This window comes from Mesorhizobium sp. M1A.F.Ca.IN.020.03.2.1, from assembly GCF_004023205.1.
GTDB lineage: Bacteria > Pseudomonadota > Alphaproteobacteria > Rhizobiales > Rhizobiaceae > Mesorhizobium.
On sequence record NZ_RZSV01000236.1, the window covers coordinates 1 to 8,131 of the forward strand.

Annotated in this window: 10 protein-coding genes and 1 pseudogene; 5 read left to right on the top strand and 6 right to left on the bottom strand. The window is 63.2% G+C overall.

The window, feature by feature from the left end; all coding sequences use genetic code 11:
* Both EOA79_RS26515 and EOA79_RS26520 read right to left on the bottom strand, forming a co-directional pair.
* The coding region (locus EOA79_RS26515) for an NAD+ synthase (RefSeq protein WP_128293442.1) at nucleotides 1-1,149 on the bottom strand (1,149 nt) is incomplete at its 3' end.
* Between the two features lie 104 nt (nucleotides 1,150-1,253).
* Nucleotides 1,254-1,973: a DNA-3-methyladenine glycosylase I gene (locus EOA79_RS26520; RefSeq protein ID WP_067328175.1), complete on the bottom strand. Its 720-nt coding sequence runs from the start codon at nucleotides 1,971-1,973 to the stop codon at nucleotides 1,254-1,256.
* 197 nt (nucleotides 1,974-2,170) lie between these two features.
* Here EOA79_RS26520 and EOA79_RS26525 point away from each other — a divergent pair, with 197 nt between their 5' ends.
* Both EOA79_RS26525 and EOA79_RS26530 read left to right on the top strand, forming a co-directional pair.
* Nucleotides 2,171-2,731, top strand: coding sequence for a DUF1003 domain-containing protein (locus tag EOA79_RS26525; RefSeq protein WP_066998934.1), 561 nt, complete (start codon nucleotides 2,171-2,173; stop codon nucleotides 2,729-2,731).
* Nucleotides 2,731-3,339, top strand: coding sequence for a DedA family protein (locus EOA79_RS26530; RefSeq protein ID WP_067328172.1), 609 nt, complete (start codon nucleotides 2,731-2,733; stop codon nucleotides 3,337-3,339). Before EOA79_RS26525 ends, EOA79_RS26530 begins: the two co-directional genes overlap by 1 nt.
* A gap of 23 nt (nucleotides 3,340-3,362) precedes the next feature.
* On the opposite strand, the gene EOA79_RS26535 is transcribed toward EOA79_RS26530, so the two are convergent.
* On the bottom strand, nucleotides 3,363-3,722 hold the full coding sequence (locus EOA79_RS26535; protein WP_067328170.1) for a diacylglycerol kinase: 360 nt from the start codon (nucleotides 3,720-3,722) through the stop codon (nucleotides 3,363-3,365).
* 77 nt (nucleotides 3,723-3,799) lie between these two features.
* Nucleotides 3,800-4,220: pseudogene (locus tag EOA79_RS26540) on the bottom strand (GFA family protein).
* A gap of 323 nt (nucleotides 4,221-4,543) precedes the next feature.
* Between EOA79_RS26540 and EOA79_RS26545 the strand changes: the two are divergent.
* The 3 genes from EOA79_RS26545 to EOA79_RS26555 all read left to right on the top strand — a co-directional run bounded on the left by EOA79_RS26545 (nucleotide 4,544) and on the right by EOA79_RS26555 (nucleotide 6,792).
* The gene (locus EOA79_RS26545; RefSeq protein WP_095825224.1) at nucleotides 4,544-5,614 is read left to right on the top strand and encodes a diguanylate cyclase; all 1,071 of its coding nucleotides are present in this window, start codon (nucleotides 4,544-4,546) and stop codon (nucleotides 5,612-5,614) included.
* A 73-nt stretch (nucleotides 5,615-5,687) separates the two neighbouring features.
* Nucleotides 5,688-6,065 (top strand): antitoxin Xre/MbcA/ParS toxin-binding domain-containing protein, encoded by a 378-nt coding sequence (locus tag EOA79_RS26550; RefSeq protein ID WP_066998964.1) that lies wholly within the window; start codon nucleotides 5,688-5,690, stop codon nucleotides 6,063-6,065.
* Nucleotides 6,025-6,792 (top strand): RES family NAD+ phosphorylase, encoded by a 768-nt coding sequence (locus EOA79_RS26555; RefSeq protein WP_095825223.1) that lies wholly within the window; start codon nucleotides 6,025-6,027, stop codon nucleotides 6,790-6,792. Before EOA79_RS26550 ends, EOA79_RS26555 begins: the two co-directional genes overlap by 41 nt.
* Here EOA79_RS26555 and EOA79_RS26560 read toward each other — a convergent pair whose 3' ends face one another.
* The gene (locus tag EOA79_RS26560) at nucleotides 6,793-7,497 is read right to left on the bottom strand and encodes a hypothetical protein (RefSeq protein ID WP_095825335.1); all 705 of its coding nucleotides are present in this window, start codon (nucleotides 7,495-7,497) and stop codon (nucleotides 6,793-6,795) included.
* Between the two features lie 188 nt (nucleotides 7,498-7,685).
* Nucleotides 7,686-8,131: 3-deoxy-7-phosphoheptulonate synthase (locus EOA79_RS26565; protein ID WP_206639270.1), on the bottom strand; the 446-nt coding region annotated here is incomplete at its 5' end.

Sequence of the window (8,131 nt, forward strand, 5' to 3'; positions counted from 1 at the left end):
GCTCTGCAGGTTTTCCTCGGTGATACCTTCCTGAGTGCCCTCGAAGAGCTGGGTCAGCGCATGCCGGAAACCTTCGACCGGCTCGGAGATCGGCACGATGTCGTAACGGCAGCCGAGCGCGCGGGCGCAATCCTCGGCGTCCTTCAGCGAGTCCTTCGAGGTATAGCGATAGGGCATCATGACGGTGCGCAGCCGCTCCTCGCCAAGCGCGTCGACCGCCAGTGCAGCGCAGATCGCGGAGTCGATGCCGCCGGAGAGGCCGAGCACCACGTTCTTGAAGCCGTTCTTGTTCACGTAGTCGCGCAGGCCCAGCATGCAGGCCCGGTAGTCGGCCTCCTCCCGCTCCGGAATCTTCGACATTGGGCCTTCGGAACAGACCCAGATGCCATCCCTTCGCTTCCAGGTGGTGACGTCGACCGCTTCCTCGAACTGGCTCATCTGGAAGGCAAGCGTCTTGTCCGCGCCGATGGCGAAGGAGGCGCCGTCGAAGATGAGTTCGTCCTGGCCACCAAGCTGATTGGCGTAGATCATCGGCAATCCGCATTCGATGACCTGACGGATCACCACCTGGTGGCGGACGTCGATCTTGGCGCGGTAGTAGGGCGAGCCGTTCGGCACAAGCAGGATCTCGGCGCCGCTCTCGGCCAGCGTCTCGCAGACGGCGATGTCGCCCCAGATGTCCTCGCAGATCGGGACACCGATGCGCACCCCGCGGAAATTCACCGGCCCTTGCAGCTCCGGCCCGGCCTGGAAAACGCGCTTCTCGTCGAACTCGCCATAGTTCGGCAGGTCGAGCTTGTAGCGCTCGGCGATGATCTTGCCGCGATCGGCGAAGACGATGGAGTTATGCGTGCCGGTCCGGCGCTTCAGCGGCGTGCCGATGATGACGCCAGGACCGCCATCGGCGGTGTCGGCGGCGAAATCCTGCGCCGCCTTTTCGCAAGCCTTCAGGAAGGCCGGCTTCAGCACCAGGTCTTCCGGCGGATAGCCGGCGAGGAAGAGCTCCGTGTAGAGCACCAGATCGGCGCCCTGGCGGGTCGCATCCGCCCTTGCCTCGCGCGCCTTGGCGAGATTGCCGGCGACATCGCCGACGGTCGGGTTGAGCTGGGCGACGGCAATGCGCAGTAGGTCGGGAGCGGTCTGGGTCATGAATTGGATTTAGCGTGGCGGCAATCGCCGGGCAATGGCGATTGCTTGTGCCACCCAGGACTGGCCGGCGAATGCCGGTCATGTCCCGCCTCAGCCGGAGGCGATCAGGCCTGCTCGCCCATGTATTCGCGCAGCGTCTCCGGCGAATGGTTCTCGCCGATCGACATCGCCAGAATGCGCGAGATGTGCCGGCGCGGCAGCCCGGTCGCGGCGGACCATCGGTTGATCTGCGCCTGGATCTTGTCGAGATCCCGCTTCGAAGTCGGGCTTTCGGCGATGTCGAGACCGGCGTCGCGCAGCGCCGCCGCCATGTCGGCGGAAACAATGAAGGTGTCCCACTCCAGCCAGCGCAGAAAATACTGGCCGGTGTTGCCGCCGAGCCGGCTGCCATGCTTGCCGAGATAGGCGGTCAGCCCGACCTGGTCGTCGGCCGGCCAGTCGGCCAGGAACTTGCCGAAGCCGCCATGTTCCTTCGAGACGCGGTCGACGAAAGCCGCGTTGTCGCGCACGGATTTGATCTTTTGCGGGTTGCGCACGATGCGCTTGTCGGACGCCAGCTCGTGCCAGAAGTCGTCCGGCTGGAACAGGAGCCGCTTCGGCTCGAAGCCAAGGAACGCCTCCTCGAAACCAGGCCATTTCTGCTCGATCACACGCCAGACGAAACCGGCGGCAAAGATGCGCTCGGCCATCGTGGAGAGGATGCGGTCATCATGAACTTTCGCCACGGCAGCGTTGTCGGGCATAGGTCCGAGCAGCGACGCCAGCGCCTCTTCACCGCCCTTGCGTTTTGCCGCCCGGGCACGAATTCGCTGGAAATCGGCCATTTCCGCCCTCGCCTGTGCCGACCAATCTATCACTTCCCGTCAGGCTCGGTAGCCTCTACCTCTATACGCAATTCCAGGAAAAGTGCGAAGCGGTTTTCCGTCCGGAATTGAGTGAGCTAAGTAAGCAATCTCAGGAAAAAGTGCGCAGCGGTTTCCATCCGGATTCTTGGAACCCGGGCCTGACGACGGAGAGGACGATGAACAAGACGGTCGAGGATCTGTCGAACCGCTGGCTGAAGCGAAAGCCGGACGGTCTCTCTCCTCTCGAGAGCCGCGTGCTGAAGTCGACGCTGGAACGCACCACCATCACCAGGGACACCAACAAGGCAGTCGCCTTTCATCAGAGCTATGGCGATCGCGTTGCCGACACGATCGCCCGTATCGGCGGCTCATGGTCCTTCATTCTGGGCTTCATCGCCTTTCTGGTGCTGTGGACCTTTGGCAATGTCTGGCTCTTGTCGCGGAACGCCTTCGATCCCTATCCCTTCATCTTCCTCAACCTCGTGCTCTCGATGGTCGCCGCCTTGCAAGCACCGGTGATCATGATGTCGCAGAACCGCCAGACCGAGCGTGACCGCATCGACGCCGCCCATGACTATGAGGTCAACCTGAAGGCCGAGATCGAGATCATGGCGCTGCATGAGAAGCTCGACGAACTGCGCCACAGTGAGCTCATCGGCATGCGCGACGAGATCCTGCGCATGGCCGAGCAGATCAGGCGGATCGACGAGAAGCTGTCGGCGCGGTCGGCGGGCTGATGACCGAGGCCATCCATCGTCTCATCGAGCAATACGGGCTGATCGCGGTCTTCCTTGGCTGCGTCGCCGAGGGCGAAAGCGCTGCCATCCTCGGCGGCTTCTTCGCCCATCAGCACATATTCGTGCTCTGGCAGGCTTTCCTGGCGGCGTTTCTCGGCGCCTTCGCCGGCGACACGGCTTTCTTCACCCTCGGCCGCAGCTTTGCCGATCATCCCTATGTCGTCAGGCTGCGCAGGCGGCCGGGTTTCCGCCGCGCCTACCGGCTGCTCAACACCCATCCCAACATCTTCGTGCTGACGAACCGCTACATCTACGGAATGCGGCTTGTCGGCGGCATCGCCGCCGGGCTGTCGACCGTGTCGGTGCCGCGCTTCGTCATCCTGAACGCCATCTCGTCGGCAGTCTGGGCAGCCCTCTTCGGCACGGTCGGCTATGTCTTCGGGCTGGGGGCGGAGCGCATGGTCGGCCAGGCATTTGCCCGCCATGAGCGCGTGCTCGTAGCCCTCGCCGTCGGCATCGCTGTGGCCGTCCTGGCCGGACTGGTTGCCCGCCATTTTGCCGGAAGGGAGCGCGCAAAGGACGCAAAAGAGGATCAGGCCGAATCCTAAGCTGTCGGACCGATGCCTCCCGGTCAGATCGGCGCGCCGATGATGCGCTCGATGATGGCAATGCCCCAGACGCCCCCCGCGATCACGATCGAAATCAGCACCGCCAGCGAGCCGCAGTCCTTGGCGAGCTGGATGTCGATGTGGAACTCGCGGGAGATCGCGTCGCACGCAGCCTCGATGCCTGTGTTGAGCACCTCGACCAGAATCATCAGCAGAACCGCGCCGATCAGCAAGGCGTAGCCGCGCCAGGATACCGAGATGAACCAGCCGGCCGGCAGAGCGAGCGCAAGCAGCATCAACTCCTGCTGGAACGCCTTTTCGTGAGCAGCCAGCTTGCGGAAAGCCCGCACCGAGTTGATGAAAGCGTCGATCAGCCGCTGCATGCCCAGCCCCGTTTCGAATCACCGTGAGGGGATATCGCAACAGCCGGGTCAAGGGAATAAGGCAGGCGGCCCAAAAGTCACTCGTCCGCGACCTTTATCGACGGCGTCGACTTGTCGAACTGCGGCAGGCCGTCGTCGATTGCATAATAGTCGCCCTTGTCGCCGACGAAGATGTGGCTTTCGGCCGAAAGCCCGGTCGGCTTGTCGAACGAGCCGGCCATGATGGAGATCGTGTCGAGCTCGTTGTGCTTCCAGAACAGCACCGAGCCCGCAGCTGCGGCAAAAACCGCGTTTCGCTATGTCGGACGCGCCGTACCAAGCAAGCGCGTCGGCCCCCTCGATGTCGATGTCGGCGTCCCTCGAAGAAGTCGCTGCAACGAAATGGCCTGTTTGCTTGCGGCACTGCGAGCAGTGGCAATAGACCACCCCGCGCAACGCTCCTCTCGTCGTGAAGCGCACCGCTCCGCACAGGCACGATCCCGTGTGATTTTCGCCCATCCCCGGCCTCCTTCAACGCCATACGCTTCGATCGCGCCACACAAGATTCCAGTTTTGCGCTCTTCCGGCGCAGGCAAATGCGACACCGAAGCGGCGCGTTTCAAAAGCTGCGCCTGCACTGCAGTGCAACCTGAAGCAGCAAAAACGGTCTGGAAACGCCCGCCATTAAGGAAACTTTAGCGCAGCTGCATTTATGGTTCCTGCAGGCGATGGTCGTGTTGGGGACGCGGCCTAGCATCGCAATTCTGATTCGATCCCCGCATTGGCGGCTCCCGGCGGTGGCAGGTCTCCGGTCGCGCACTGAAGGGGGTAGTGAACAGACTATGCAGCCGGCAGCCGTCCCGAGCGACAGAAATGGCGACATCGCCAGCACCGTTGTGGCGACCATGCGCCAGCTCGGCCTGCTCGGCCTGCCGCGCAACTACGAAATCTTCTATGAAGCGCTGAGCGGCAGCAATCACGAGCTCAGCCTGGCTGTCGTCTCGTTGAGCAACCGCCCGACGCAAGAGGATCTCGATCGCATCGGACGCACCTTCTTCCCGCAGCACCACGGGCCTGCGATCGTCGAACACGCCCGCGAGGTGGTCGCCAAGGAGCTTGAGGACGTCGCCGCGCTGCTGCGCAGCGAGCGCAGCCATATCGAAAAGTACGGCCGCATCCTCGACGAGACGTCGAGCGGCCTGAGCAATCGCAGCCTGCTTTCCCAGGATCTGCTGCAAAAGATCGCCGGCGCGATGTCTGCCGCCACCAGCTCGACGCTGGATCACAACCGCCAGATCGCGAGCACGCTCAGCGAAAAGACGGCCGAGCTCGAGAGCGTCAAATCGAAGTTGGAGGAATACAAGCGGCTCGCCAATACCGATCCGCTGACGCAGATCTGGAATCGCCGCGCCTTCGACAAGGAAATCACGCGCATCTACAACAGCAACCGCGGTATCCTCTTCAACGCGCTCATCCTTGCCGACATCGATCGCTTCAAGGATATCAACGACCATTACGGCCATCCGGTCGGCGACAGGATCATCCAGATCATCGCCGACATCTTCCAGTCCAGCATCCGCGCCGACATGTTCGTGGCGCGCACCGGCGGCGAGGAGTTCGCGCTGATCGTCGAAGGCGCCAGCGAGGACACCACCTATGAAATCGCCGAGCGCATCCGCGTGCTGATCGAACAGACGCCGTTCACAAGCAGCCAGACCGGGATGAACTATGGCACGGTGACTGTCTCGATGGGCATTTGCATGGCTTCCGAGGCCGACACCCCCGAAGACCTCTACACCAAGGCCGACCGCGCGCTCTACCGCTCCAAGATCGGCGGCCGCAACCGCGTCACCAGGCATTCCACAATGGCCGGGCGTGCCGGCAAGGGCTGGCTGCTCTACAAGAAGGACTGAGGGCACATTGGACACCCTTTCCAAATGAATTTCTGTGGACTATATTTTCCATGGAAATGAAAGGGGTGCGCTCATGCCACGTCCAGTCGCTGCCGCGACGGCGGCAGAAAATGCCGTCATCACCAAGGCCACGCTGCGCGCGGCCGACCTGCTCGAGATCACGGCGCGAACGCTTGCTCTGGTCATCGGCGTCTCTGAGGCGACGGTCTCGCGCATGCGCAAGCAGGAGTTCCTGCTCGAGCGCGGCACCAAGCCGTTCGAGCTTGCGGTGCTGTTCGTGCGGCTGTTCCGCTCGCTCGACGCCATCGTCGGCGGCGACGAGACGGTCGCCCGGGCATGGCTGAAGAACCCGAACACGGCGCTCGACGGCACGCCGCTCGAAAAAATCCTGACCATTGCCGGACTTGTCGATGTCATTGCCTACCTGGATTCCCGACGCGCTCTCGTCTGAGGCCGTCAGGCTCGAAGGCAAATATTGGCGGATGGTCGAGGCGCAGCATCGCGTCTCGACCCTGAAGCTCGTCGACAGGCTCAACGAGCAGGGCCTGCTCGAAGACCTCATCGAGGAAAGCAAGCCGCGGATCCCGCTGGAATGCCGCCATCTTCACTATCTTCTGGCGACGCCCTTCCGCTACGGCTCGATTTATCCGTACGGCTCGCGCTTCCGCCGCGCCGGCAAGACCAAGGGCGTCTACTACGCCGCCGAGACGGTGCTGACGGCAGTGGCGGAAATGGCCTTCTACCGCTTGCTGTTCTTTGCGGAATCGCCGCAAACGCAATGGCCGAACGACGCGGCCGAATATACCGCCTTTGCCGCGGCCATCAGATGCGAGAAGGCCGTCGACCTCACGCGGCCGCCGCTCGACCGCGACGAGAAGGCGTGGACGGATCCGACTGACTATGCCGCCTGCCAGGCCATCGCCGACGTGGCGCGCGAGGCGGGGATGCAGGCCATCCGCTACCGCTCGGCGCGCGATCCGAAGGGCGCCAACATCGCGCTCTTGACGTGCAGCGGTTTTGCCAAGGCCAAGCCGCTGGAGCCTCATACCTGGCGCATCCGCATCGGCTCGTTCGGGGTCCAGGCAATCTGCGAATTTCCAGACAGGCGGCTGGAATTCTCAAGGACGAGCTTTGTCGATCCGAGGCTGGCGAATATGCGCTGGGAGCGCGGGCGCTAGTTAAGCCAGAATGTTGACCGCACGCGCGGCGACCAGCGCGATCGTCAGCAGCGAGATCATTGCCTCGGCCATCATCAGGAGCTTGGCGCGCTGAGTGAGCGGTAATGTGTCGGTCGGCGAGAACGCCGTCGCATTGGTGAAGGCCAGGAACACGTAATCGACAAAGCCGGGCAGCCAGTCGCGGATCTCGCGATCGGCCAGCGTCATCTGCGGGAACAGGAAATCGGCATGCGCGCGCTTGACCAGGCCGCAGGTCGGCGGGCCGCCGCGGTCGGTGCTCCAGAACCACAGCGCGAAGACGATGACGTTGGTGACCCAGATGTTGAGCGCGTCGACAAGCAGCGTCGTGCCGGCGCCGGCATGGCCTGCCAGCAGCTTCTGGACCAGAAAGACCAGCGAGCCGCAATTCATGATGCTGATGACGCCGGTCATGACCAAGGCGGTACGGCGGATGAAGACGCGAAACCGGCCGATCGCATACCAATGCTCGTGATCGACGGCCTTCTGAGTCGCCATTTGCGTCCAGGCCGTTGCGATCGACAAAGGCACGAGCAGCGCCGCCTCGATCGCGGGCGCGAGCCAGCGCGGACCGAAGGACAGGTCGTTGATGACCAGAAGCTGCAGGCAGATGACGACAAGCACCGCCGCCCGCGCCGACCAGAAGTCGATCGCGCGGTGATGAACGATGGCATGCTCGTGGCGCATGGGGGGACCTGTGTCGTGTGCGCGGTTTTCGACCGCGGGCGACACCTCCACCTCAATCTTGGTCTTGCGATGGTCGCGTAACTATAAATTTTCGTAAGGTTTCGGCGGCCGGCGCCTCGCAGGATCGGCCCAAACGAAAAGGGCGTCGGACTTTGTCCGACGCCCCGGTTCGATCGCTGGCAAGCGGCTTAGGCGTTGGCGGCTTGCTTGTGCTGGATCGTATGGCTTTTCTTGAGCAGATCCGAGACCAGGAAGGCCAGTTCGATCGCCTGGTCGGCATTGAGGCGCGGATCGCAATGGGTGTGATAGCGGTCCTGCAGGTCTTCCGCCGTGATGGCCCGGGCGCCGCCGGTGCACTCGGTGACGTTCTTGCCGGTCATCTCGACATGGATGCCGCCCGGATGCGTGCCTTCGGCGCGGTGTACCTCGAAGAAGGTCTGCACTTCCTTCAGGATACGGTCGAACGGCCGCGTCTTGTAGCCGGCCGCCTCGATCGTGTTGCCATGCATCGGGTCGGAAGACCACACCACGTTGCGGCCCTCCTTCTTCACCGCCCGCACCAGCTTCGGCAGATGCTCGGCGACCTTGTCGGAGCCGAACCGCGCGATGAGCGTCAGCCGTCCGGGCTCATTCT